The 537-nt window shown below is 34.6% G+C and carries 1 protein-coding gene; it reads left to right on the top strand.

Annotated elements, in window-relative coordinates; translation table 11 throughout:
* Window positions 1–58: 58 nt before the first annotated feature.
* Window positions 59–537, top strand: a 479-nt coding sequence (locus AZI32_RS17625) for a class I SAM-dependent methyltransferase (protein WP_206406660.1), incomplete at its 3' end; no start/stop codon positions are given.

The raw sequence follows: 537 nt of genomic DNA, 5'->3' as shown, positions 1-537 counted from the left end.
ATCAAGGAATAATATGATATAATACATAAATTGAGATTAATTTTTTAGGAGGAAATCAATGTTATTATTAGCTGATAAATGGAAAGATTATGAACTTATAGATATGGGTAACGGAGAAAAATTAGAGCGTTGGGGAAATGTTGTTTTAAGAAGACCAGATCCTCAAGTTATGTGGCCGATTGCTGAAGAAAAAGGATTATGGAAAAACCCACATGGACATTATCACAGAAGTAGTAGAGGTGGAGGTCAATGGGAACATAAAAAGAAATATCCAGAAAAGTGGACAATAAGTTATAAAAACCTTAAATTCAATATAAGTCCAACTGGATTTAAGCATACAGGATTATTCCCAGAGCAAGCTGCTAACTGGGATTGGTCAATGGACATGATAAAAAATGCTGGCAGACCTATAAAAGTTTTAAACTTATTTGCATATACAGGTGGAGCAACTGTTGCTTGTGCAGCTGCTGGAGCGGAAGTATGTCATGTAGATGCATCTAAAGGTATGGTAACTTGGGCAAAGGAAAATTTAAAAAC

It is taken from the genome of Clostridium sp. ATCC 25772 (genome assembly GCF_001573875.1).
GTDB classification, from domain to species: domain Bacteria; phylum Bacillota; class Clostridia; order Clostridiales; family Clostridiaceae; genus Clostridium_J; species Clostridium_J senegalense.
This window is presented reverse-complemented; position numbering and strand designations above follow the sequence as displayed.